This window comes from Clostridium lacusfryxellense (assembly GCF_018861735.1).
Taxonomy (GTDB): domain Bacteria; phylum Bacillota; class Clostridia; order Clostridiales; family Clostridiaceae; genus Clostridium_AD; species Clostridium_AD lacusfryxellense.
Genome location: NZ_JAHLEB010000066.1, coordinates 1 through 24,477 on the forward strand (window position 1 = coordinate 1; position 24,477 = coordinate 24,477).

The 24,477-nt window shown below is 30.1% G+C and carries 24 protein-coding genes and 1 riboswitch; of the genes, 22 read left to right on the forward strand and 2 right to left on the reverse strand.

Features of this window, described 5'->3' with window-relative positions; genetic code table 11:
* From KPL55_RS22665 to KPL55_RS22710, 10 genes are all read left to right on the forward strand, one after another.
* On the forward strand, nt 1-284 hold a 284-nt coding region (locus tag KPL55_RS22665; RefSeq protein ID WP_376770504.1), incomplete at its 5' end, for an electron transfer flavoprotein subunit beta/FixA family protein.
* Nucleotides 285-304: 20 nt separating this feature from the next.
* The gene (locus KPL55_RS22670) at nt 305-1,312 is read left to right on the forward strand and encodes an electron transfer flavoprotein subunit alpha/FixB family protein (protein ID WP_216309035.1); all 1,008 of its coding nucleotides are present in this window, start codon (nt 305-307) and stop codon (nt 1,310-1,312) included.
* A 100-nt stretch (nt 1,313-1,412) separates the two neighbouring features.
* Nucleotides 1,413-2,261 (forward strand): 3-hydroxybutyryl-CoA dehydrogenase, encoded by an 849-nt coding sequence (locus KPL55_RS22675; RefSeq protein ID WP_216309036.1) that lies wholly within the window; start codon nt 1,413-1,415, stop codon nt 2,259-2,261.
* Between the two features lie 104 nt (nt 2,262-2,365).
* Nucleotides 2,366-2,860: a hypothetical protein gene (locus KPL55_RS22680; RefSeq protein WP_216309037.1), complete on the forward strand. Its 495-nt coding sequence runs from the start codon at nt 2,366-2,368 to the stop codon at nt 2,858-2,860.
* Between the two features lie 445 nt (nt 2,861-3,305).
* The gene (locus KPL55_RS22685; protein ID WP_216309038.1) at nt 3,306-4,472 is read left to right on the forward strand and encodes an iron-containing alcohol dehydrogenase; all 1,167 of its coding nucleotides are present in this window, start codon (nt 3,306-3,308) and stop codon (nt 4,470-4,472) included.
* Between the two features lie 300 nt (nt 4,473-4,772).
* Nucleotides 4,773-5,642: a sulfide/dihydroorotate dehydrogenase-like FAD/NAD-binding protein gene (locus KPL55_RS22690; protein WP_216309039.1), complete on the forward strand. Its 870-nt coding sequence runs from the start codon at nt 4,773-4,775 to the stop codon at nt 5,640-5,642.
* Nucleotides 5,642-7,024, forward strand: coding sequence for an NADPH-dependent glutamate synthase (gene gltA / locus KPL55_RS22695; protein ID WP_216309040.1), 1,383 nt, complete (start codon nt 5,642-5,644; stop codon nt 7,022-7,024). The genes KPL55_RS22690 and gltA overlap by 1 nt, the downstream gene beginning before the upstream one ends.
* 138 nt (nt 7,025-7,162) lie before the next feature.
* On the forward strand, nt 7,163-7,579 hold the full coding sequence (locus KPL55_RS22700; RefSeq protein WP_216309041.1) for a C-GCAxxG-C-C family (seleno)protein: 417 nt from the start codon (nt 7,163-7,165) through the stop codon (nt 7,577-7,579).
* A gap of 32 nt (nt 7,580-7,611) precedes the next feature.
* Complete coding sequence (locus KPL55_RS22705) at nt 7,612-8,493, forward strand: DNA-3-methyladenine glycosylase family protein (RefSeq protein WP_216309042.1); 882 nt, start codon at nt 7,612-7,614, stop codon at nt 8,491-8,493.
* 79 nt (nt 8,494-8,572) lie between these two features.
* Nucleotides 8,573-9,292, forward strand: a complete 720-nt coding sequence (locus KPL55_RS22710) for a TVP38/TMEM64 family protein (protein ID WP_216309043.1) — start codon at nt 8,573-8,575, stop codon at nt 9,290-9,292.
* A 26-nt stretch (nt 9,293-9,318) separates the two neighbouring features.
* Here KPL55_RS22710 and KPL55_RS22715 read toward each other — a convergent pair whose 3' ends face one another.
* Nucleotides 9,319-9,984: a TIGR01906 family membrane protein gene (locus tag KPL55_RS22715; protein ID WP_216309044.1), complete on the reverse strand. Its 666-nt coding sequence runs from the start codon at nt 9,982-9,984 to the stop codon at nt 9,319-9,321.
* A gap of 302 nt (nt 9,985-10,286) precedes the next feature.
* On the opposite strand from KPL55_RS22715, the gene groES reads away from it, so the two are divergent.
* The 10 genes from groES (at nt 10,287) to KPL55_RS22765 (ending at nt 21,679) form a co-directional block, all read left to right on the forward strand.
* On the forward strand, nt 10,287-10,574 hold the full coding sequence (gene groES / locus KPL55_RS22720; protein ID WP_216309045.1) for a co-chaperone GroES: 288 nt from the start codon (nt 10,287-10,289) through the stop codon (nt 10,572-10,574).
* Between the two features lie 69 nt (nt 10,575-10,643).
* A complete protein-coding gene (gene groL, locus KPL55_RS22725; RefSeq protein ID WP_216309046.1) occupies nt 10,644-12,272 on the forward strand; it encodes a chaperonin GroEL in 1,629 nt (542 codons plus the stop codon).
* A gap of 169 nt (nt 12,273-12,441) precedes the next feature.
* A riboswitch (purine riboswitch) is annotated at nt 12,442-12,539 on the forward strand.
* A 207-nt stretch (nt 12,540-12,746) separates the two neighbouring features.
* Complete coding sequence (gene guaB / locus KPL55_RS22730) at nt 12,747-14,201, forward strand: IMP dehydrogenase (protein WP_216309047.1); 1,455 nt, start codon at nt 12,747-12,749, stop codon at nt 14,199-14,201.
* An 82-nt stretch (nt 14,202-14,283) separates the two neighbouring features.
* Complete coding sequence (guaA, locus tag KPL55_RS22735; protein WP_216309057.1) at nt 14,284-15,813, forward strand: glutamine-hydrolyzing GMP synthase; 1,530 nt, start codon at nt 14,284-14,286, stop codon at nt 15,811-15,813.
* Between the two features lie 122 nt (nt 15,814-15,935).
* Nucleotides 15,936-16,892, forward strand: coding sequence for a tyrosine-type recombinase/integrase (locus KPL55_RS22740; protein WP_216309048.1), 957 nt, complete (start codon nt 15,936-15,938; stop codon nt 16,890-16,892).
* Between the two features lie 976 nt (nt 16,893-17,868).
* On the forward strand, nt 17,869-18,585 hold the full coding sequence (locus KPL55_RS22745) for a hypothetical protein (RefSeq protein ID WP_216309049.1): 717 nt from the start codon (nt 17,869-17,871) through the stop codon (nt 18,583-18,585).
* 172 nt (nt 18,586-18,757) lie between these two features.
* Nucleotides 18,758-19,507: an FxLYD domain-containing protein gene (locus KPL55_RS22750; protein ID WP_216309050.1), complete on the forward strand. Its 750-nt coding sequence runs from the start codon at nt 18,758-18,760 to the stop codon at nt 19,505-19,507.
* Nucleotides 19,508-19,548: 41 nt separating this feature from the next.
* Nucleotides 19,549-19,896, forward strand: a complete 348-nt coding sequence (locus KPL55_RS22755; protein WP_216309051.1) for a hypothetical protein — start codon at nt 19,549-19,551, stop codon at nt 19,894-19,896.
* 76 nt (nt 19,897-19,972) lie between these two features.
* Nucleotides 19,973-20,410: a hypothetical protein gene (locus tag KPL55_RS22760; RefSeq protein WP_216309052.1), complete on the forward strand. Its 438-nt coding sequence runs from the start codon at nt 19,973-19,975 to the stop codon at nt 20,408-20,410.
* Between the two features lie 429 nt (nt 20,411-20,839).
* Nucleotides 20,840-21,679: an endonuclease NucS gene (locus KPL55_RS22765; protein WP_216309053.1), complete on the forward strand. Its 840-nt coding sequence runs from the start codon at nt 20,840-20,842 to the stop codon at nt 21,677-21,679.
* Between the two features lie 170 nt (nt 21,680-21,849).
* On the opposite strand, the gene KPL55_RS22770 is transcribed toward KPL55_RS22765, so the two are convergent.
* Nucleotides 21,850-22,053, reverse strand: coding sequence for a helix-turn-helix domain-containing protein (locus KPL55_RS22770; RefSeq protein ID WP_216309054.1), 204 nt, complete (start codon nt 22,051-22,053; stop codon nt 21,850-21,852).
* 272 nt (nt 22,054-22,325) lie between these two features.
* On the opposite strand from KPL55_RS22770, the gene KPL55_RS22775 reads away from it, so the two are divergent.
* Both KPL55_RS22775 and KPL55_RS22780 read left to right on the forward strand, forming a co-directional pair.
* Nucleotides 22,326-22,568, forward strand: a complete 243-nt coding sequence (locus tag KPL55_RS22775) for a hypothetical protein (RefSeq protein WP_216309055.1) — start codon at nt 22,326-22,328, stop codon at nt 22,566-22,568.
* Between the two features lie 656 nt (nt 22,569-23,224).
* Nucleotides 23,225-24,388 carry a hypothetical protein gene (locus KPL55_RS22780; RefSeq protein WP_216309056.1) on the forward strand — a complete coding sequence of 388 codons (1,164 nt, stop codon included), beginning with the start codon at nt 23,225-23,227 and terminating at the stop codon, nt 24,386-24,388.
* Nucleotides 24,389-24,477: the final 89 nt, after the last annotated feature.

A 24,477-nucleotide genomic window follows, 5' to 3' on the forward strand; every position in this document is an offset into this window, starting at 1 on the left:
AAGTTAAGACTCCTGTACTTTTAACAGCTATTAAAGAATTAAATGAACCAAGATATATGAACATAAAGAGCATTTTTGAAATGTTCCAAACTAAAGAAGTAAAAGTTTGGAGTGCAGCAGATATCGGAGCAGACATAACTCTTCTTGGACTTAAAGGTTCACCAACAAAGGTTAAAAAATCAATGACTAAAGAACCTAAAGGAAAAGGCGAATTAATACAATTACCAGCAGGAGAAGCTGCATTATATGTAGTTTCAAAATTAAAAGAAAATCACTATATCTAAGACGTAGGAGGGATTAAGTTATGAATTTAGAAGATTACAAAGGCGTATGGGTCTTTGCAGAACAAAGAGATGGAGAACTTCAAAAAATTTCATTCGAACTTTTAGGTAAGGGACGCGAAATTGCTGATAAGTTAGGAGAAAAATTAACAGCTGTATTACTTGGAGATAAAACAGATGATATGGTGAAAGAGCTAGTAGCATATGGAGCTGACGAAGTAATAGTTGCTAGTCATCCATTACTAGGTCATTTTACAACTGATGCATATGCAAAGGTAATATGTGATCTTGCAAACGAGAGAAAACCAGAAATAATATTTGTTGGAGCAACTTATTTAGGAAGAGATTTAGGACCTAGAATATCAGCAAGACTTGCAACAGGTCTTACTGCAGATTGTACTTCATTGGATATAGATACTGAAAACAACAATTTAATGATGACAAGACCAGCATTTGGAGGAAACTTAATGGCTACTATAGTTTGTGGAGATCATAGACCACAAATGGCTACTATTAGACCAGGAGTTTTTGAAAAATTAACTAAAGATGCTAATAGAAGTTGCCCAATTGAAAAAGTTACTGTAGACCTTAAAGAATCAGATATTAGAACTAAAAGTTTAGAAGTTGTAAAAGTTGCACAAACTTTAGCTGATATCGGAGAAGCAAATATAATAGTATCAGGTGGTCGTGGAGTTGGAAGTAAAGAAAACTTCGCGTTACTTGAAAAACTTGCAGCTACCCTTGACGGCGTAGTTGGAGCTTCAAGAGCTGCAGTTGAAAATGGTTGGATAGATAAATCAGTTCAAGTAGGTCAAACAGGAAAAACTGTAAGACCAACAGTATATATAGCTTGTGGTATTTCAGGAGCAATTCAGCATTTAGCTGGTATGCAAGATTCTGATTTCATAATAGCTATAAACAAAGATGCAACAGCACCTATAATGAAAGCTGCGGACGTTGCTATAGCTGGAGATTTCATAAAAGTAATCCCAGAAATGATAGCTCAAATTAATACATTAAGAAACAAATAAGCTAGTTTTATAGTTAAATTTTAAAATAGTTTTATATTGAATTTCTAAAATAGTTACTATCTTTATTTTTTACTAATATAAATTTAAGGAGTGTGTTATTATGAAAAAGATTTTTGTACTTGGCGCTGGAACTATGGGAGCAGGTATCGTTCAAACATTTGCAGTAAGTGGATGCGAAGTAATAATGAGAGATATTAAAGATGAATTCGTTGATAGAGGACTTGCTACAATTAAAAAGAATTTAGAAAGATCAGTTAAAAAAGAAAAAATAACAGTAGAACAAATGGAAGAAATCCTTTCAAGAATTACAGGAACTACTGATATGAACCTAGCAGCAGACTGTGATTTAGTGGTTGAAGCAGCTGTAGAAATTATGAAAATTAAGAAAGAGATTTTTGCTGAATTAGATAAAATCTGTAAACCAGAAACTATCTTATCATCAAATACATCATCACTTTCTATAACTGAAGTAGGAGCTGCAACAAGTAGACCTGATAAAGTTATAGGATTACATTTCTTTAATCCAGCTCCAATGATGAAACTTGTAGAGATAATCAAAGGAATGGGAACATCAACTGAGACTTTTGATGCTGTTAAAGAAATTGCAGTTGCAATTGGCAAAGAACCTGTAGAAGTTGCTGAAGCTCCTGGATTTGTTGTAAATAGAATATTAATTCCAATGATTAATGAAGCTGTAGGAATACTTGCAGAAGGTATTGCATCAGCAGAAGACATAGATACTGCAATGAAACTTGGTGCTAATCATCCAATGGGACCTTTAGCACTGGGAGATCTTATAGGTCTTGATGTTTGTCTTGCTATCATGGATGTTTTATATACTGAAACTGGAGATACTAAGTACAGAGCTCATAGCCTTTTAAGAAAGTATGTTAGAGGCGGATTATTAGGAAGAAAAACTAAAAAAGGAATCTTTGATTATTCAAAATAATACATTGATTAAAAGCAATAAATATAGAGAGCATTATAACTCACAGAGAGGTATAATGCTCTCTATATTTTGATATATTTAAATATAGGTGAAGGGGGTTTAGTATGAAATTTGAAATTGAATCTCAAAGAAAAGAATTTATAAAGAAATATGATATTGATATGACAAAATATACAACGGATGAAATTGCAGACGAATTAGAAGAAAATATATCAAATGCTTTTTTATTCGCGTTTAACATACTGTTACCAATTTTTATTACTGTAGTTATATCAATAATTGCGTCTGTCTATTTTGCTAATAGCTACAAATCACCAATTTTTGGTGTTTGCTTATTTGTGTTATCGATACCGATTTTTTTGTTTGGCGCCGGGTCATTTGGTGCGGTTAATGCAATTAATACATTATGTTCGTCGATTAATTATATATTGAATTATACATCAAATATAGTAACCGATATTAAAAAGATTAATAATGTTAACAACAATGAAAAGAATTCAGATGTGATTCAATTTACACTTTATGGAATTGTTTTTCCTGTAATTAAAAAGAGTATGAGAAACAAATTTTTTGGAGAAATAATATACTTTTTTTATTAAAAAGATATCTATAAAAGGATCGAATTTACTTTCGGATTCATACGAGGGAAATGAAATTTATGCTTTATCTAAGGAAACTGATGTTGATAACAGTGAAAGACAATTTACGAAAGTTCATAAGGGCATAAACAATATATCTAAAAAGGTAGTTGCTAATTCAATTATTATATTTAAAGTGTTCGGAGCCTCATCAATAGTATTTGGAGTAGTATTAGAAATGCTTTTATTCTTTATTTTTTAGGATATATAGGGCAAAAGATTTAAATGAATGATTACCAATTATTAACAATATTGATATTGAACTATGTTATCATAAGTTTGACTTTCTACAACAAATGATATATTATTAACAATATAGTAAATAAATAACAAGATTGCCATGAACATTAAGAATATAAAAGTGTAAGAACATAAACTAATATATTTAAAAATGGAGGGGAAATTAATGAATAGATTTACATTGCCAAGAGATATTTATTTTGGAGAAAATTCATTAGACGTGTTAAAAACTTTAAAAGGTAAAAAAGCAGTGATAGTTACTGGTGGAAGTTCAATGAAAAAATTTGGATTTTTAGATAAGGTTGAAGCTTATTTAAATGAAGCTGGTATTGAAGTAAAACATATTACTGGAGTGGAACCAGACCCATCTGTAGAAACAGTTATGAAGGGTGCAGCAGTAATGAGAGAATTTGAGCCAGATTGGATAGTATCAGTCGGTGGAGGTTCACCAATTGATGCAGCAAAGGCTATGTGGATTTTCTATGAATATCCAGAATTTACTTTTGAGCAAGCTGTTATACCATTTGGTATTCCTGACTTAAGACAAAAAGCAAAATTTATAGCTATACCATCAACTAGTGGAACTGCAACTGAAGTAACTGCATTTTCAGTAATTACTGATTATAAAGCACAAATAAAATATCCTTTAGCAGATTTTAACTTAACTCCAGACATAGCTATAGTTGATCCAGCGCTTGCGCAAACAATGCCACCGAAACTTGTGGCACATACAGGCATGGATGCATTAACTCATGCATTTGAGGCTTATGTAGCAGGACGTCATTCTAGTTTTTCAGACCCTCTTGCAATGCAAGCTATAACTATGATCAAAGAAAATTTAGTAAAGTCATTTAATGGAGATGTTGAAGCTAGAAATGAAATGCACATTGCGCAATGTTTAGCAGGAATGGCATTTTCAAATGCATTACTAGGAATAGCTCATAGCATGGCACATAAAATAGGCGGTGTATTCCATGTACCACATGGTTTAGCTAACGCAATACTACTTCCACACGTTATAGATTTTAATAAAAAATCTTGCGCTGCTAGATATGCTACTATTGCCAGAACATTAAAACTAGCTGGAAATACAGATGATGAATTAATAAATTCATTAACTGATATGATAAAGGATTTAAATAAGGTTCTAAATATACCAGTATCTTTTTCTGAAAATGGTATGACTAAAGAAGAGTTTGATGCAGAATTAGAATTTATTGCTGAGAATGCATTAAAAGATGCATGTACAGGCTCTAATCCAAGACCAATAAATGTAGATGAGATGAAAAAAATATTAACATGCTCATTCACAGGCGAAAAAGTTAATTTTTAGCATAAAGTATAAAAGAAAAGCTAAAAAGTAATTGTAGAATTTTTATCAATGTACAAGCTAAATAATTAGAAATAAGGCAGGTAGTAAATAGCATTTGTGTTTTTATGCTTTTACTATCTGTCTATTTTAATATTTTATTTTATATAAGTAGAGATTAATTTAAAATTAATTATAACGTTTTAATATACTTTCGATTTTTGTGGTAAAATAAAGTTAGTATAAATATCTTAGGATAATGAAAATTTTTAATGCGGGTACATAAGTAAACTAAAAATCATAGAAAAATATGGAGGCGGAAAAATGTATAAAATCGTTGGAAAGAGAGCATTAGCACCTCAAATATTTTTAATGGATATTGAGGCTCCAAGAGTAGCTAAATCAGCAAAACCAGGTCAATTTGTAATTATAAAGATGGATGAAAAAGGTGAGAGAATACCTTTAACAATTAGTAATTATGATGCTACACGCGGTACAGTTACTATAGTAGTTCAAACAATAGGTTGTTCAACAAAAGAAATGGAAAACTATAATATTGGTGACTCGTTTTCGGACTTTGTAGGACCACTTGGACAAGCATCTGAATTAATGAGTGAAAGTATTGAAGATTTAAAGAAAAAGAAAATTGTGTTTGTAGCTGGAGGACTGGGAACTGCGCCAGTATATCCTCAAGTTAAATGGCTCAGTGAGCAAGGCGTTAAGGTAGATGTAATAATAGGTGCTAAGGCTAAAGACTATGTAATTATGGAAGAAGAAATGAAGGAAGTAGCTGGAAATGTATATCCATGTACTGATGATGGTTCATACGGATATAAGGGACTTGTAACAAATAAATTAAAAGAATTAGTTGAAAATGATGGCATAAAATACGATTTGGTTGTAGCAATTGGACCAATGATAATGATGAAATTTGTTTGCAAATTAACTGAAGAACTTGGAATTTCGACTATTGTAAGTATGAATCCTATTATGGTTGATGGAACAGGAATGTGTGGAGCTTGTAGACTTACTGTAGATGGTGAGACTAAATTTGCATGCGTTGATGGCCCAGAATTTGATGGACATAAGGTTAATTTTGATGAAGCAATGAGAAGACAATCAATGTACAAAACGCAAGAAAGCTCAAGTGGTGAAGGCATTAAAGCAGGTTGCGGATTAGGAGGTACTAAATAATGGCTAATATGAACAGAGTTGCAATAGGAGAACAAGATCCAAAAATAAGAGCAACTAATTTTGAAGAGGTATGTCTAGGATATACAGAGGATGAGGCAGTTGAGGAAGCAACCAGGTGTTTAAATTGTAAAAAACCAATGTGTGTTAGTAAATGCCCAGTAGCGATAGATATTCCTGGGTTTATATTACACGTTAAAAATAGAGAGTTTACGCAGGCTGTTAAGGTAATAGATAAATATAGTTCATTGCCAGCAGTCTGTGGTAGAGTTTGCCCACAAGAAACTCAATGCGAAAGCAAATGTATATTAGGAATAAAGGGGGATGCCATAGCTATTGGTAAACTTGAAAGATTTGTTGGTGACTATTCAAGAGAGCACAATGTTGATCTTTCAGAAACAAAACCTAAAAAAGGAATTAAGGTTGCAGTAATCGGAAGTGGTCCTTCGGGACTTACTTGCGCAGGGGATTTAGCTAAGGCTGGATACGATGTAACTATTTTTGAAGCGCTTCATGAAGCTGGTGGAGTTTTGGTATATGGAATTCCAGAGTTTAGATTGCCAAAAGACTCAGTTGTTAAACATGAAGTTGAGAATGTTAAGAGATTAGGAGTTAAATTAGAAACGAATGTAATAGTAGGACGAACTGTAACAATAAATCAGCTAATGGAAGAGGAAGATTTTAAAGCTGTATTTATAGGTTCCGGTGCAGGCCTTCCAATGTTTATGGGAATACCAGGAGAAAATTTAAATGGGGTATTTTCAGCTAATGAATATTTGACTAGAAGCAATTTGATGAAAGCATTTAAAGAGGGATATCAGACACCTATAAGAACAGGTGAAAAGGTTGCTGTTGTAGGTGGAGGAAATGTTGCTATGGACTCTGTGCGTACAGCAGTGAGGCTTGGAGCAGAAGGACACATAGTATACAGAAGATCAGAATCAGAACTTCCTGCAAGAGCTGAAGAAGTGCATCATGCAAAAGAAGAGGGAGTTATAATGGATTTACTTGTGAATCCAATTGAAATCCTAGGTGATGAAAAAGGAAATGTTATAGGAATGAAATGTATAAGAATGGAGCTAGGAGAACCAGATGCTTCAGGAAGAAGAAGACCTATAGCTATTAAAGGCTCGGAATTTGTAATGGACGTAAATACGGTTATAATGTCTTTAGGAACATCACCAAACCCGTTAATTCCTTTAACAACAGAGGGTTTAGAAATTAATAAATGGAAATGTATAGTTGCAGAAGAGGAAACTGGTTTAACATCTAAAAAGAATGTATATGCTGGTGGAGATGCTGTTTCAGGAGCAGCTACAGTTATATTAGCTATGGAAGCAGGCAAAAAAGCTGCAAAGGCTATAGATAAATTGCTAACAAAATAATAAACAATAGATAATAAATCAAACAACTCCATAAACAAAAGTTTATGGAGTTGTTTTTAACAAATAAAAAAGTTGGGAAAAAAGTTGGGGACAGTTAACAACTATTTGGTATAATACATTATATAATGGAGGGCGACCATGTTAATTGATAATATAAATAAGTATTACACTAAGGAATATGATCTTAATTGCTCGGAAGTAATGATCTATGCCGCATCGGACGAATACAATATGAACTTAACTAGTGAAACATTTAAGACTATGTCCTCCTTTGGCGGTGGTATGGGTATAGAGAGCGTATGTGGAGCGATAACGGGATCACTTGCTGTTATAGGTATTCTATTTACTATTAGAAGAGCACATGAGGGAGATAGAGTTAAAAAGCTATGCCAAGAACTAATCCAAAAATTCGAGGGGAAATTAAGCACGAATAATTGTGGCATGCTTAAAGCAAAATATAAAAAAGAAGATGTGGGTTGTAGAGTAATGATAGAAACCGCAGCGTTAATATTAGATGAAATTGTATGTCGCGAGTTAAACGTAAACGTGAATTAAAAGCTAAAAATAGAGCAAAGGAAGGAAAAATTATGGATTACAAAAATATAGAATCATTTAATGAAGGTATTATTATAAAAGATGTAGAAAACTTCGAATTAGATCATATATTTGAATGCGGGCAGTGTTTTAGGTGGAACAAACAGGATAACGGTAATTATATAGGAGTGGCATACGGTAAGGTTATAGAAATAGAAAAAAAAGATAAAGACGTAAAAATATATAATATAGATGAGGATGAGTTTAACAAGACTTGGTGTGACTACTTTGACCTGAAAAGGGATTACACAACTATCAAGGAGAAATTTGAGAAGGATCCTCTTCTTAAAAGATCGGTAAACTTTGGTTATGGCATTAGATTGTTACAGCAGGAGCCATTCGAACTTACCATATCATTTATAATTTCCTCAAACAACAGAATTCCTATGATAAAAAGAGCAATAAATAATTTAAGTCTAAAGTGGGGGAAATCAATAGAATATAAAGGAGAAATATATTTTGCATTTCCAACAGAGGCCGATTTAGAAAGAGCATCTTTAGAAGAGATTCAAAGTTGTGGCTTAGGATTTAGATCTAAATATGTAAAAGATACTGTACATAGGGTACATTCTGGTGAGGTTAATCTGGAATTTATTAAATCGCAAAGTGATGATGTTTGTCACGAAGAATTACAAAAACTTAGTGGAATTGGTCCAAAGGTTTCAGATTGTATAATGCTATTTTCGATGCAAAAATATTCTGCTTTTCCAGTGGACGTATGGGTGAAGAGAGCAATGCAGTTTTTTTATTTAGCACCAGATGTATCTTTACCTAAAATACGGATTTTCGCTAGAGATAAATTTGAAAACCTAGCAGGTTTTGCACAACAATATTTATTTTATTATGCAAGGGAAAATAACATAAAAATAGAATAATTTAATAAAAAACAAGCAGAATAAATAAGGTGTGATAGTACATACACTAAATAATATAAAATGAAGAGGATAAAAACAAATGAAAAATATATGGAATTCTATTAGAAAAAAATTATCAGAAAAAAAACAATATATAATACTAGCAGCAACGCTTGTATTATTTTCATACATTGGATATGAATATTATTTTGAGTATTCATATATGGTGAAAAATCCTAATATATTAAAAAATGTTATTCTGTCTTATGGGAATTTCAGTATTTTGGTTTTCGTTCTTATGCAGGTTTTACAAGTAGTTGTATTTTTTATACCAGGAGAATTTATACAAATAGCTGGAGGATTTATTTTCGGCGCTTTCCCTGGTGGAATAATATCTTTAGTGGGTATTACACTTGGAAGTATAATAGTATATTTAATATCTAATAGCTATGGCAAACCATATGTTGAAAAAGTAATATTGAATAAGAAAGTAAAATTTTTTAGAAAAATACTAACAGTAGGAAGTAAAAGGAATGTAGTATTCATATTTTATTTAATCCCAGGAATACCTAAGGATGCTTTGTCATATATATGTGGAATATCTAATATTTCTTTTAAAGATTTTATTATATATTCAACACTAGGAAGGATTCCGGGGATTATTATTTCATCATATTTTGGTCATCAAATATATGCGCAAGATTTTACAAGTTTAATTACTATAGGAGTTACCATGAGTATTATATTCGTATTGGGTATTTTTAAAGGCAACACTATAATTCACAATATGGTTAAAAAGAAAAAGAAAAAGACTTATTAAAATTGATTCATTTTATCATTATTTTTTTACTGGTTATTTTTTAAGGAAGACTTATATATACACCTTAACATTATACTGCTTATAGAAATTAAAATAATTACAAGTATTGCACAGTGGAAAAAAAAAGTCTGTGGTAAAATTGTTATTATAGGATCAAGATCTACATCAAATAGCCAATAATCATTATTGAAGAAAATATGATGGAAGGTAGTAAAACTTTTGTCAAAATCAATCAAAAAAGGTATAAGTAATAAAACAGGTAAAATAATAAGAAAAATTGAGCTGGTCAACAAGTATTTTGTTTTCTTATATCTTTTGTTTATAATTATGCCTATAATACTAATTATTACGGAACATAGTAGCATTACCTTAAGTCTATCAAATATTATTTTAACTTCCTTAAAATGAATTTTGCCATGCTGTGAGGAAGGTAATGTTGGAAGATTAAATTCTTCAGTTTTATTTTGAGTTAAATATGTAATAACATAATCATAATTGGATTTTAGTTCATTTTTATTTAGATTGGTAGACTGCTCAATATTTAATACATTAATATCAATATAATATAATGGTTTAAACAGTAAAGTGAAATATACACTTAAGGTTATGAAGATAAAAATAAAACTTAAAATAAAAATGGATTTTAATGAAAACCTAAAAAAGTTATTAATTCGTCTATGTAAAACATTCATAAGATCACCTCTATTAGTGATTTTAACAATAAATGAAAATATATTCAATAGTATCTAATTTAGTCACAATAAAATGTATAATAATTACAATAATAAAGATGAGTAATCAAGAGAAAAACTATATAATACAGTGATAAACAAAGGCGAGTTGACTATTTGACTATAAATGGTAGAATACATGGTATATATCAATTTGATATTATAGTGATAATAAATTACTATATAAGGTATAGATGATGTTAGCACTCAAATGTGTTGAGTGCTAACAAAAGAAAACAAAAATATAAAAGGAGGGGTTTAAAATGAACATTAGACCACTTAGTGATAGAGTATTAATAAAAAGATTAGAGGCAGAAGAAACTACTAAAAGTGGAATACTTCTTGCAGGAGCTTCAAAAGAAAAACCACAAGAGGCTGAAGTAGTAGCAGTAGGACCAGGAAAAATGGAAGATGGAAACTTAATTGCTATGGAAGTTAAGCCAGGAGATATCGTTTTATTTTCTAAGTATTCAGGAAGTGAAATAAAATATGATGGTACTGAGTATATCATATTAAAACAAGAAGAATTATTAGCTATAATTGAAAAATAATTAACGTTATAACAATCAAATAAGATTAGTTAGTTTTATTTGATTGTTAACGAACAGGAGGGTAATAAAATGGCTAAAAGTATATTATTTGGAGAAGATGCAAGAAGAGCTATGCAAAGAGGTGTAGATAAACTTGCAAATACCGTTAAAATAACATTAGGACCAAAAGGTAGAAATGTTATATTAGATAAGAAATTTGGATCACCACTCATAACAAATGATGGCGTTACTATAGCAAGAGAAATAGAACTAGAAGATCCGTATGAAAATATGGGAGCACAGCTTGTTAAGGAAGTTGCTACTAAAACTAATGATGTTGCAGGAGACGGTACAACTACAGCTACATTACTTGCTCAAGCTATAATAAGAGAAGGCTTAAAAAATGTAACAGCTGGAGCTAATCCAATGTTAATAAGAACAGGAATAAAAATGGCTGTAGATAAAGCAGTTGAAGAAATTAAAAAATCTTCTAAACCAGTTAGTGGTAAGGAAGATATAGCTAGAGTTGCTGCAATTTCTGCTAGTGATGAAGTAACTGGAGCTTTAATAGCTGATGCTATGGAAAAAGTAGGAAATGAAGGAGTTATAACTGTAGAAGAATCAAAAACTATGGAAACTGAATTAGATATAGTTGAAGGAATGCAGTTTGATAGAGGATATTTAAGTGCTTATATGGTTACGGATACAGAAAAAATGGAAGCAAATTTAGAAGATCCATACATTTTAGTAACTGATAAGAAGATTACTAACATACAGGACATACTTCCAATACTTGAGCAAATTGTTCAACAAGGTAAAAAGTTGTTAATAGTTGCTGAAGACATTGAAGGGGAAGCTTTGAACACATTAATTGTTAATAAATTAAGAGGTACTTTTACTTGTGTAGGAGTCAAAGCTCCAGGATTTGGTGACAGAAGAAAAGAAATGCTTCAAGATATAGCAACTCTAACTGGTGGAGAAGTTATAACTGAAGAATTAGGAAAAGAACTTAAAGATGTTACTGTTGAAATGCTTGGAAAAGCTGAGAGTGTTAAAATATCTAAAGAAAACACTACAATAGTAAATGGTAAAGGTGATAAAAAAGCAATACATGATAGAGTTTCTCAAATTAAGAGACAAATTGAAGAAACTACTTCAGATTTCGATAAAGAAAAATTACAAGAAAGACTTGCTAAACTTGCAGGAGGAGTAGCTGTAATTAAAGTTGGAGCTGCTACTGAAACTGAGCTTAAAGAAAAGAAACTTAGAATAGAAGATGCTCTTGCAGCTACAAAAGCAGCAGTTGAAGAGGGAATCGTTCCTGGTGGTGGAACAGTTTATATTAATGCTATTGTTGAGATTGCCAAATTGACTTCAGATGTACCAGATGTTCAAGTAGGCATTAACATAATTAAAAGAGCATTAGAAGAACCACTAAGACAAATAGTTACAAATGCTGGCGCAGAACCTTCAGTTATAATAGAAAAAGTAAGAGCGAGCGCTGGAGAAATAGGATACGATGCACTTCATGGAGAATTAGTTAACATGATAAAAGCTGGGATTGTTGATCCAACAAAAGTTGTAAGATCAGCACTTCAAAATGCAGCATCTGTTGCAGCAACATTCTTAACAACTGAAGTTGCAGTTGCGGATATTCCAGAAAAGAACCCAGCACCAATGGGCGGACCAGGAATGGGTGGAATGGACGGAATGTACTAAAAGTAGTTTAAAACATTAATTATTTTAGATAAAATAAGACTTATAAATATATATAAATTAAAAAAATTAACTAGGGCTTTCCTAGTTAATTTTTTTATCTTAAATTGTCTAAATAAGAAGTATTCATTGACAAAACCTTAAAGATTATTTATTATTATAATAATAACTTTTAAAAAACAACTACGCCACTCATATATCCCTTGAATATGGCAAGGAGTATCTACGGTCAGCCGAAAATTGACCACTATGGGTAATCTTAGCATGGATTTATTTTGGGTATGCTAATTTTACTTTTGTTAAAGTACGATTAGTATGCCTTTTTATACGTTCTAAATATTTTAAAAAGTGTATATACAAACATTTTTATGCTAATTATAAAGATAAGTACAAGGTGCATTTTAATAAAGTACTTTCATCTTAGATGTAGTATTTATTTCATGTACCTAAATAGAATTGTGAAAGGGTGTTGATTAAATGGCAAAGATACTAAAAAGAGCATATACCTTTGACGATGTATTGCTAGTTCCGAATAAATCAGAAGTATTACCTAGGGATGTTAGTTTAGTTACTAATCTTACAAAAACAATTAAACTTAATATACCTTTAATGAGTGCAGCTATGGATACTGTTACTGAATCTAGGATGGCTATTGCCATGGCTAGAGAGGGTGGAATAGGAATTATACATAAGAACATGAGCATTGAAAACCAAGCTACTGAAGTAGATAGAGTTAAAAGGCAAGAAAATGGTGTAATTACAGATCCATTTTTCTTATCACCTGATAATCTTCTAGAAGATGCTTTAGCACTAATGAGTAAATATAGAATATCAGGAGTTCCAATTACAACAGATGGTAAATTAGTTGGAATAATTACTAACAGAGATATAGTTTTTGAAACTGATTATAGTAAGGTAATAAAAGATATAATGACTAGTAAAAACTTAATTACAGCACCAGAAGGAACAAGCATGCAGGAAGCAAAGGAACTTCTTAAAAAACATAAAATAGAGAAGTTACCTTTAGTAGACAGTAATAATTATTTAAGAGGGCTTATAACTATAAAAGATATAGAGAAAACCCTAAAATTTCCGGATGCTGCAAAAGACTCTAGAGGAAGACTATTATGTGGTGCAACTGTTGGTGTAACAGCAGATGTTATGGATCGAGTAGCAGCACTTGTAAAAGTTGGAGTAGATGTAATAACTATAGATACAGCTCATGGTCATTCGTTTGGAGTAATGGAAGCAGTTCGCAAAATTAAATCTGCTTTCCCAGAACTTCAATTAATTGCAGGAAATATTGCAACTGCTGAGGCAACTCGTGATTTAATTGAAGCAGGAGCAGATTGTGTAAAAGTAGGAATAGGTCCTGGATCTATTTGTACTACACGAATTGTAGCAGGAGTAGGAGTTCCACAACTTACAGCAGTTATGGATTGCGTTGAAGAAGCAAATAAGCACGGAATACCTGTAATCGCAGATGGTGGTATAAAGTACTCAGGAGACATAGTTAAGGCCTTAGCAGCAGGAGCAAACGTTGTTATGATGGGTTCTATGTTCGCTGGTTGTGAGGAAGCGCCAGGTGAAATGGAAATATATCAAGGAAGAAGCTATAAGGTATATAGAGGCATGGGTTCACTAAGTGCTATGGCATCTGGTAGTAAGGATAGATATTTCCAAGAAGGAAACAAAAAGTTAGTTCCAGAAGGTGTAGAAGGAAGATTACCTTTTAAGGGAAGCGTTATAGACACTATATATCAATTAATAGGTGGTATACGTTCAGGAATGGGTTATTTAGGTTCAGCAACACTTGTTCAATTGTTTGAGACTTCAACATTTGTTGTTCAAAGTTCAGCAGGACTCAGAGAAAGTCATCCACATGATGTATCAATTACAAAAGAAGCACCAAATTATAGCGTGAACAGCTAGAATAGATGGGAACAGCTAGTATAGATGAGAATAGCTAGGATAAATGAGCATAAATTTTAAATGTACAGGAGGAAGAACTTTGATTAAAAGAGAATTAGTTTTAGTAGTTGATTTTGGTGGTCAATATAACCAACTTATTGCAAGAAGAGTTCGAGAGAATAATGTTTATTGTGAAATAATACCATATACATATTCTGTTGAAAAAATAAAAAGTATGAATCCAAAGGGAATAATATTTACAGGTGGACCTAATAGTGTGTATGCAGAGGGTGCTCCGCAAGTTGAAAAAGAAATATTTGAGTTAGGTGTACCTATTTTAGGAATATGTTATGGTGCTCAACTGATGGCGCAAGCTTTCGGTGGAAAAGTTATAACATCTGATATTCGCGAATATGGAAAAATAGAAGTTGATTTAAATAAAGATGTTGTTATTTTCAAAGGATTAAAAGAAAATCAATGTTGGATGAGTCATACAGACCATATTTCTAAAGTGCCAAAAGAATTTGAGATAATTGCAACTACTAAAGATTGTCCTGTAGCAGCTATGGCGAACGTTTCTAAGAAACTTTATGGAGTACAATTTCATCCAGAAGTAAAACATACTCTTTTCGGAGAAGAAATGCTTAGAAAGTTCCTATATGATGTATGTGAGGTTAATGGCGATTGGTCAATGTCATCATTTGCGCAGGAAAAAATCAAAGCTATACGTGAACAAGTTGGGGACAAAAAAGTTCTTTGTGCTCTTTCTGGTGGTGTAGATTCATCAGTTGCTGCAGTACTTGTACATAAAGCAATTGGAGATCAATTAACTTGTGTATTTGTAGATCATGGCCTACTTAGAAAAGATGAAGGAGACCAAGTTGAAAAAATGTTCAAGGGCGAATTTAAAATGAACATAATAAGAGTTAATGTTCAGGATAGATTCTTAGGTAAACTTAAAGGAATAAGTGATCCAGAGCAAAAGAGAAAGATAATTGGAGAAGAATTTATAAGAGTTTTTGAAGAAGAATCTAATAAACTTGGACAATTAGATTTCCTTGTGCAAGGAACAATATATCCAGATGTAGTTGAAAGTGGTACCGCAACTTCCGCTACTATAAAAAGTCACCATAATGTTGGAGGACTTCCAGAAGATATGCACTTTAAGCTAATAGAGCCTTTAAGAGAATTATTTAAAGATGAAGTTAGAGCAGTTGGAGAAGAAATTGGAATTCCTCATTACTTAGTATGGAGACAACCATTTCCAGGACCAGGTCTTGCTATAAGAGTACTTGGAGAAATAACACCTGAGAAATTATTTATAACTAGCGAAGCAGATGCAATCTTTAGAGATGAAGTTGCTAAAGCAGGACTTGAGAGTGAAATATGGCAATACTTCGCATGCCTTCCAAACATCCAATCAGTTGGAGTAATGGGAGATGAGAGAACATACTGCCATACAGTTGCTCTAAGAGCTGTAACTAGTTCAGATGGAATGACATCAGACTGGTCTAGAATACCTTATGAGGTGCTCGATAAGGTGTCTAGAAGGATAGTTAATGAAGTTAAGGGAGTAAACAGAATTGTTTACGATATAACCAGTAAGCCACCTTCCACTATTGAGTGGGAATAAACAGCCTTAGATAAATCAACGGTTTAAATACAAAATTAGTGTTTATGATTTACTTAATAATATGAGTAGATTATAAACACTTTTTGCGTTTTTTTGATACTGAAATAGGAGGTAGCTTAAAGGTGAGATATGGAGAAGTCAAAGGTACACAATTATTTAGACAAAGACAAGTATGTAAAAAAACTTTAAAAGAAGTATTTGAAGAATTTATTTTATCTGTAAAAATTAAAGGCAGAAGCAAGTATACACTAAAAAGTTATTACTATCATAATAAATACTTTATGGAATTTATTGGAGAAGATACTTTGATTAGTACTATAACGCAAAAGACTTTCGAGGATTATATTTTATACATGCAAGAAGAGAAAGGTTTAATAAATGGAATAACATTAAATAGTTATTTACGTAATGTAAGTCCAACAATTAAATATGCAGTTAAAAAAGGATATTTGAAAGATTTTGAGATGCCACAAGTAAAATATCAAGAAACATTCAAAGAAATCTACACACCCGAAGAATTAGCAGAATTATTAGCAAAACCTAAAAAAAGTGATTTTATAAATATTAGAACATGGGGTATGATTTGGACTTTTGCTTCAACAGGATTAAGAGCAACGGAATTAAGGGAACTTAGAGTAAAGAATGTAGATATGTTAAACCGAACTATTACTGTCAATATTACTAAAAATAAGAAAGCAAGATATTTACCCATTAGTAATTCACTATCTCAAGTATTACTGGAGTATTTAGAAATTAGAAATGGTGAGGCTGAAGGTTATTTATTCCCCACTGTGTATGGAGATATATTAGCACAATCTTCACTACAAAAATGCATAAAGAATTATTGCAACGAGAGAGGTATAGAGAAGTGTTCACTACATTTATTTAGACACACATTTATTACAAATGCAGTAAATCAAAATGTTAGTCCATTAATACTACAGAAAATAACTGGTCATAGTACCATGAAAGAATTAAATAGATATTACAATGCAAAAACCATAGATATGGTAAATGTTATAGACTTCATAGCACCAACACTAACAGGAAAGAAAAGTATATTTAAACCAAAAAAATAAAATAAGGCTCTGTAATTGTAGTTACGAAGCCTTTAAATAATTGAATATTGATTAATAAATCTTTTGCAATAACTCATACCTTATTATAAATCAAAAAAATAAGGACTGCAAGGGTATATTTCCTATACCCGAAATTAAGGGCGTAGGTTAGTTGGGTATGCACTAGAACAACTCTAAATAAATTCTAGTAGGTGACATTAAGCCGATGCTATAAAATTAATGGGGAGTTATTGTATTTAAATCTGTTTGTGCATTTCGACCTTAGCATGGTGTGGCTGACATGTTTAAATATTAGCTAGGGTGGTAGCTACTGGTCGCAAGACATAAGGGTGTAATATAATCATAAACAATTTGTTTTTGAGTATACGTGGAAGTAGAGCGTATATAAAGGTATTATAACAAACAGATTTTCGGAAACTTCAACTTCCAACCAAATATCAATGTTATCCTAGATTTTTAGGGTAACTACGTCTTGCTTAACAGTCCCAAATATTAGAAGTTCAAGTTCGTAAAGTCAAGTGAATAAATAAATATAGTAAATATAATAGTATTTCAAACAGTAAAACGTGACTTATCATGGTTAAGCACTTTACATCTTCCAAACATAGTGATACCAACAAATAAAATTTACAATGAAGTAGTATAAGAATACAATAAATAACTGCCGCCATGTTTGTAGGATCGAGAAAATTCCATAGTCAACAACTATAGTATATTAGTCTTATAGTAGAATAGTAAACACTAAACTATAGATAAGTAATATAGTAAATATGTAAACGACCTAGATTGCACATTTGTAAAAGTCAATAAAAAAGTATGTGTGGCGTTATTTTTTATTATTGGAGCATTGTGACAATTAAATCCGAATGAATGCGACTGTTAAAGGAAAAGAAATATATTTGATATATTGTTAATTATTTAATAATATAGTAAGATAATCTTATAATTTAATTTAAATTAAGGGGGAAAGAGTTTAATGAAGCTAAAAAGAAAATCTAAAACTATAGTTGCTACAATTCTACTACTTGTTATTATTGCGATTATACCATTTCTTATAAATCAAAATAAAAACAACAACATAGCGAAAGCTAACAGACAAGCTAACATAGACGCACTAAAGGTACAATCAGATAAGTATCTAAATGATGGAGATATTGATAATGCCTTAGCAATGTATAGAAAAATTGAAGGACTTGAGAATGATGCTACAGTACAAAGGAATATAAATGATTTAGTAAAAATAAAAGGTATTACTAATGATATTAATCTTGTTCAGACTGCAAAACTAGCCCCAATTCATGAGTATGAGCAAACGTTGATTAGATGTAATGAAATTTTAGATATTAAAGAAAGTAAATACTTTCAAACTTTTAAAAACGATACTGAAACTAAAATAAAATCAATAGATGACTTGTATGCTAAGCTTAATATCGCAAAACGGGATAAAGTTATAACTAAAAAAGATATTAGTATAAAAAGTGAAGATACTAATGTAGAAAAGGAAGATTTGAATATACGAAAGAAAGAACCATATATCGGAATGACAGAAAAAAACTTGTTGTTATGTTTATGGGGAAGACCAGAAGATATTAATACAACTACTACAACTTATGGAGTATCTAAACAGTATTGCTATTCTGATTATAGATTTGTATATGTTAAAGATGGAATTGTAACAACAATACAAGATTAAATTGTCGGGCTATGAATTTATTATTACAGAAGAGTTAGCTGAAAATCCACAATTGATAAATGATGTTAAAAAAGTATTCATCTAAAATTTACATGGTACTAACAAAATAATAATTGAGAATAAAAGCTGAGCAACTTATAATTTGAATTTTAAATCAAGGGAGTGGGGGACTATGAAAAAACCTAATAAAAAAACCATATTAATCAGTATTATTTTATCTATCGTAGTGTTTGCGTCAATATTCTTATTAAATTACAAGCCACAACTAAATGAAACAGAATACAATAATAAGGTAACAGAATTTAATTCTGAATTTGATAGAATATCAACAGATTTCTATACTCAATGTAAATTATCTTTATCAACAAATACTACAAATATGGATTTGAATAATATATATGAAAAAGACGTGGATAAATTAAATAATATCTTTTTACACTATGAAGAAAAATCAATACCAAGTGATAAAATAGAAGACTTTAAAGAAAGATCAATGATACCTGTAGATATGATTATGATATCAAATTATAGTATGGGAAGTGGTAAAATTCTTGGGGATTATGGTACTAATTTTGTTAGTTTTTACGAAAAAAGAGCAAAAGAATTAGGTAATACAATTTCAACGGATGCACAAGTAGTAGCATCAACAGAAACTTTGCCTGATTTAGAAGTTTTAGACAAGACAGATGAATACGAAAATGGCTCTATGTACATTACTGGCACAATAAAAAATAATAGTGGTTCAGATTATACATCTGCATATGTAACTATTAATTTATACGACAAAGATGATAATATTGTTGGAAATGCAATTGATAATATTCAAAATTTAGGCAGTGGAGAACAATGGAAGTTTAAATGTAATACTTCTGTTGATTTTGCAAAATACAGTGTTGAAGATGTTAAAGGATATAAGAATTAAATAAAAGATATAATTATAAAATAAATTCTGGAGGGTTTATAATGTTTAAAAATAAAAAGGTAATAAGTATTTTATTAGTAGGCATATGTGTAATATTTTTAGCTGCTTGTAGTAATTCTAACTCAGATAGTTCTATTCCATCAATAGGAGAAAACATAATATTATCGGATAATGTCCTATGTGGTACTTCTAAGGACAACTTAGATAAAGCATTATCGTTTATATCTGAGAAGAATTCAGAAGGGTTAGATGGGATGTTAAGTAGTGGTGAAGCGTTTGAGTTTTCTAAAGGAACAAAGATTAATATAATAGGTGCTAAATCTGCGTCATTTGAGATTGAAGATAATAACGGTAAAAGTGGATACACAATTATGGAAGCTGTAAAGTAGATACCTAAATGCCATAAACATTGGAGATATTAAGTGTTACATAAATTAAGATAATAATTAATTAGGGGTGGGAAAATTGAAATTAATTAAAAAAGAAGGTAATTTATTATATATAAAATGTATGGTATGTGATAAAGAATTTACTGTAAAAATAGAAGATTGTTTTGTAACTAGTGAGGGATATGAGCTTAATAAAAAAGTAAAATGCCCAGACTGTAATCAAGAAGATTTTCATATTGTTGATTATGGAAAAGTATTAAAAGCATTTGATGAATATGAAGAAGATTCTAAAAGAAAAATACAAGACAAAATAACAAGTGCAAATGCTCCAATAAAATGCCCTAAATGTAAATGCACACAATTGACATCAAATAGTAGAGATTTTAGTGTGGGAAAAGCAGTCGGGGGACTTGCACTAGCTGGCACAGTTGGTCTGTTAGGTGGTTTTATAGGAAATAAAAAGATAATAATAACTTGTTTAAAATGTGGGTATCATTGGAAAGCAGGAAAATAATAAAATTAAATAATAAGAATTATGAAGTAGATATCAATAAAAGGTATCTACTTTTTTATATGCAAACCATCTAAAACAAATATTAAATGAATACAGTTTTAATGATTATATTATTGAATATTTAACATAAGAAATGTGAAATATGACAATGTTTTTAAAAGTGTAGGAAGGCAAAAGCCTTTTCGATTAAATTTAGGGTGCTAGTATGATTTTAATAAGTTTTAAAACTACAGGAATATAGCATTATCAATAAAAAATTGTATACATGATGGACTTCCTAATAAAACTTAATTATAAATTAATGAGTAATAAATAAATGTTAAATGGAAAACAGAGCATAAAGAAGTTATGTAGAGTTATTTTAACTAGAAGACTAATTATATGCTATAATTAGCGTGTGTCTAAATAACTAAGGATGGTGGACAAATAATGAAAACAGATCATAGTAAAATTGAAAATTATCTTATAAATAATTGTGAGAGACTTTTTCCATTTAAAATAATAGGAAAAGAAAAATTGTGTTATATGAATAAAAAAAATAATGGACAAGTAGAAGTATTAAAATTAGATTTACTTGGAGCTGATGAAAAGTTATTTTATCTAATAGAAATTAAAACAGGAGTAGTTACATCACAACATATCAATAAATATATTAAGTGCTTTAGTAATTTTAAGTGTTTAAATAAGGGTATAAAAATAGTTTTTGTAGCAAAGGAAATAAGTAAGAATGCTAGGGAATTGATAAAGGAGTGCATTTGTAATATTGAAATTATTTATTTTGATGAATTAGATAACATAAATAGCCTAAAAATAGATAAATCTAAAAAAATAAAACCAACGTACGCTTTAGATGAATATAGAATATCATTTCTATTAAAAATGTATTTTAGTGATATAAACAATTGGCATATGTTAGATTTAGAACAATGGAGTCAAATTAATGAAGATTTTCATACTATAAGGTATTCGTTCATGAATAATTATATTGTAAAAATGTATATTAATAGAGATAATTATATATATTTAGATGTGGCTTATACGGATAAGATATATAATACAAGATACCCGTATGTAGAAATGTACAATATGAGATATGTTGAACCACAACTGGTATACATATCTAAGATTGTTGAAACTATTAGTTTTTTAGAAGATAAAATTTTAAGTTATAAAGAATATATAGAGTTAACTAAATCTATAATATATAAGGTCGACACAAAAACAAATAAAAAATATAAACCACCTTCCAAATATCTTGGATTTAAATAAGTAGGGGATTAGGCAATTAAGCTTAATCTTTTTTTATTTAATATTTTGTCGATATGATTTAATTAGCATACAGTATTTGACAGTAATTAAAATCATTATTTTATTCACTTTTTAGAAAATATGGATGAGCAATAGCCCCATTGTTGGAAATGGAAAGAGCAACAATTAAGTTACTCTTCTACATATTCTATAATGTCTTCAACCCTGCATTTAAAATATTTACAAAATATATCAATATGATCTCTGGGAATCATTTTAAAAGAATCTACACAATAAGCTGATATAGTCGGTAATCTAATGCCAGTAATTTCACTTAATTGCTTTTGTGTAATTCTGAATTCTGCTAATTTAATATGTAACTTCATTTTAATCATATATGTCATCACCTCTAATTCATATTATATATTATATAACACTATTCGTAAATATATGAAACGAAAATAATTTCATTAGACTACGAATAGAGTGTTGACACGATACGAAATTCGTAGTATATTATATACATGGCAAACAAATAATTGATTAGGAGGTAAACAAATGTCCATATACATTTTAGAATCATACATTATTTATTGTAAGGTAAACAACATAATTCCAAATGTGAAGGGACTCAGCAACTATAAAAACAGTAATTGGAGGTAATATAATGTTTAATTTAGAAGACATTTCCAAAGTTAAAGGATATACTAAACTTACCGTAAATGCAGGAATGTTTGAAAGTTTTTTAAAGAATTTTATTAATTCATGGGGATTGGAGGCGAGAGAAACTATTAAACCACTAGAAATTAGATTTGTTAAGGAGAGGTCTGAAAAGTATTTACGATTTGACTATGAAATCTACGGTAAAAAAGAATGGTTACATGTAACTAGAGCAGATAATTGGTATTAAATTTGATGATTACTTATTGATGAAAAAAGATGGCTTTAAAATTATGTTTGTAATAATTGCTTGTTAATAAGGTAATACACCTAGTAGGAAAGTTACCAAAATGGAAAGACCTCGTAGTGAAGAATGAGTAGCAACCCATGATCCGTACAACGCAAAATAGAGACAAACAGTTTTTTGCTTGACATACAGAAAAAGCATGATATAATTCTAAGAGACATGAAATATTTAACATAACATAACAAATTTAGGGGATCCGTAATCCTCTATTTTCTTAACTATAAAATTGAAAGAAGATGATAACTATCCAATGATTATCTGTATATGAATTATATTATATCCACAACATTCAGGAATATACATTCTAATGTGTAAAAGTAATATTCTATAGTGTAAAATCTCTTTAAATAGATATTAACACATAAAAACTTGCAACACAAGGGGAAATAATAAATAAATATTAAATAACATATGTAGTACTAATTTTAAGCGATGAAAATGTTAGGTAATACAATTATACTAATAAAAAATTAAATTATAGAAACGTTGATGATTGTCGAGGAAATGAAAAGAAAAAGTACATAGCAATAACATTGCAGCGGAAATGAAAAATTAAAATAATTAGAAAATAATTATATGAAAAAGGTGGTTAATTAATAATGAAAAATGAAAATAGTTACATATTACAATTAGAGGCTAAAGATATTATAAAAGGTGGGGAAGATGGATTTTTAATAAAGAAAGGCAAAAAATATAAAGCTACATTAGATTATAGTTTAGAATCTTTAAAATTAGAAGAATTATTTCCTAAGAAAAACATGTTCTATATAAAAAACGAAAAACAATATACAGATACAATTATATCAGTAAAATTTAATTATTCAGTAAAAGAGGGCAATAAAACTATTATTACCACTAAAAGTTTAAGAGAAAGTTTTTATGAAAATGGGTTTAAAATTCAATTTGAAGATAAGAAAAAAACAGAAGAATATATCAGATACAAAAGATCGAGTGGGAGTTCAAGAGAGGGAAATTGTATGTTTATTAAAAAATATCTATATAAAAAAATGATGGTATGGGCATATATGGATTTAATGAAATATTCAGAAAAATGTAACCTAGATCTGGCATCAATGGAAGCATATATTAGTCTTACAACAAGTTCTATTATAGACACAATACAAATTAAACCAGAAAACATATTACTTATTGATGATTTTTTAAGCCCATTTAAAGATACAGTAATGGCTACAAGAATAGAAAAAATAAATGGTATTGATAGACTGGTAACTAAAAGAGAAGAAGATGTAGAAATAACTAATAATATTTGGGATGGGCAAAGTTTAATTTGCAGTAGTTTGATGGGGAAGGCACCTGATGATAAAACAATTTGGGTAAAAGGAAAATACCATGATAAAAGTATGCTTTTGCTCAGACAAAGATTTTTTAAATCAGCCTGTTTTTCAACTAATATTGCAAAATTCTTTTCAAATAATAATATAACGAAGTTATCACAACTAAATGGTAAATATATTGCAACAGATATTAGTCAGATTAAGCTTATAACCACAAAATCATCAATTAAATATTTGAAGTTTAACAATAATATAATGGACTATTTAAGTAGGTTAGAGTCAATATTTGGAATAGTAAAATATGATAAGCCTACACATTATTTTAAAGGAAAATATGTTCAAAGTCACTACCAATTACTTAATACTTTGCAGTTAGACTATAAAGAATGTGAACGTCTATTACAACCATCTTTAGACTATACAAAAGTTTTAAAGCAGGATATAAGAGTGTTAAACGTCAAATTATAACTAAGTGAAACGTCATTTTATTTCTATTATTAGTAGGTAATCTACGTCAGATTATCTCTGCAAAATCACTTTATAAATAAGGAAAAAGC

Excerpts from the sequence above, each read along its gene's own strand:
- KPL55_RS22670 (WP_216309035.1), top strand. The coding sequence starts at position 305 with ATGAATTTAGAAGATTACAAAGGCGTATGGGTCTTTGCAGAACAAAGA.
- KPL55_RS22675 (WP_216309036.1), top strand. The coding sequence starts at position 1,413 with ATGAAAAAGATTTTTGTACTTGGCGCTGGAACTATGGGAGCAGGTATC.
- KPL55_RS22680 (WP_216309037.1), top strand. The coding sequence starts at position 2,366 with ATGAAATTTGAAATTGAATCTCAAAGAAAAGAATTTATAAAGAAATAT.
- KPL55_RS22685 (WP_216309038.1), top strand. The coding sequence starts at position 3,306 with ATGAATAGATTTACATTGCCAAGAGATATTTATTTTGGAGAAAATTCA.
- KPL55_RS22690 (WP_216309039.1), top strand. The coding sequence starts at position 4,773 with ATGTATAAAATCGTTGGAAAGAGAGCATTAGCACCTCAAATATTTTTA.
- gltA (WP_216309040.1), top strand. The coding sequence starts at position 5,642 with ATGGCTAATATGAACAGAGTTGCAATAGGAGAACAAGATCCAAAAATA.
- KPL55_RS22700 (WP_216309041.1), top strand. The coding sequence starts at position 7,163 with ATGTTAATTGATAATATAAATAAGTATTACACTAAGGAATATGATCTT.
- KPL55_RS22705 (WP_216309042.1), top strand. The coding sequence starts at position 7,612 with ATGGATTACAAAAATATAGAATCATTTAATGAAGGTATTATTATAAAA.
- KPL55_RS22710 (WP_216309043.1), top strand. The coding sequence starts at position 8,573 with ATGAAAAATATATGGAATTCTATTAGAAAAAAATTATCAGAAAAAAAA.
- KPL55_RS22715 (WP_216309044.1), bottom strand. The coding sequence starts at position 9,984 with ATGAATGTTTTACATAGACGAATTAATAACTTTTTTAGGTTTTCATTA.
- groES (WP_216309045.1), top strand. The coding sequence starts at position 10,287 with ATGAACATTAGACCACTTAGTGATAGAGTATTAATAAAAAGATTAGAG.
- groL (WP_216309046.1), top strand. The coding sequence starts at position 10,644 with ATGGCTAAAAGTATATTATTTGGAGAAGATGCAAGAAGAGCTATGCAA.
- guaB (WP_216309047.1), top strand. The coding sequence starts at position 12,747 with ATGGCAAAGATACTAAAAAGAGCATATACCTTTGACGATGTATTGCTA.
- KPL55_RS22745 (WP_216309049.1), top strand. The coding sequence starts at position 17,869 with ATGAAGCTAAAAAGAAAATCTAAAACTATAGTTGCTACAATTCTACTA.
- KPL55_RS22750 (WP_216309050.1), top strand. The coding sequence starts at position 18,758 with ATGAAAAAACCTAATAAAAAAACCATATTAATCAGTATTATTTTATCT.
- KPL55_RS22755 (WP_216309051.1), top strand. The coding sequence starts at position 19,549 with ATGTTTAAAAATAAAAAGGTAATAAGTATTTTATTAGTAGGCATATGT.
- KPL55_RS22765 (WP_216309053.1), top strand. The coding sequence starts at position 20,840 with ATGAAAACAGATCATAGTAAAATTGAAAATTATCTTATAAATAATTGT.
- KPL55_RS22770 (WP_216309054.1), bottom strand. The coding sequence starts at position 22,053 with ATGATTAAAATGAAGTTACATATTAAATTAGCAGAATTCAGAATTACA.
- KPL55_RS22775 (WP_216309055.1), top strand. The coding sequence starts at position 22,326 with ATGTTTAATTTAGAAGACATTTCCAAAGTTAAAGGATATACTAAACTT.
- KPL55_RS22780 (WP_216309056.1), top strand. The coding sequence starts at position 23,225 with ATGAAAAATGAAAATAGTTACATATTACAATTAGAGGCTAAAGATATT.